Consider the following 229-nt stretch of genomic DNA (forward strand, 5'->3'; position numbering starts at 1 on the left):
GCCTGCTGCGCTGGCATGCCATACGCGAAGATCGCAACGGCCAGCGACAACGCCAGCGTACCTGCCGCCGCGACATGCCCCTTCAGGCGGAGTCCCGCCAGCGCGACGAAGAAAAAGATGATGGGGATGCTGGCCGCGAGCGCGGATAGCCAGAGGCTGCCGAGGGGCAGGTAGGTCTGATACCAAGGGTGCATGTCGGTCTCCTCCGAATATGCGATCAATGAATTCT

1 protein-coding gene is annotated in these 229 nt (G+C 62.4%); it reads right to left on the reverse strand.

What is annotated here, in order from left to right:
- Positions 1 to 194 (reverse strand): L-lactate permease (locus SB753_RS42330; RefSeq protein ID WP_410805864.1); only part of this gene is annotated, 194 nt, incomplete at its 3' end.
- Positions 195 to 229 lie beyond the last annotated feature (35 nt).

The sequence above is a fragment of the Paraburkholderia sp. SIMBA_053 genome, assembly GCF_046534895.1.
Taxonomy (GTDB): domain Bacteria; phylum Pseudomonadota; class Gammaproteobacteria; order Burkholderiales; family Burkholderiaceae; genus Paraburkholderia; species Paraburkholderia caledonica.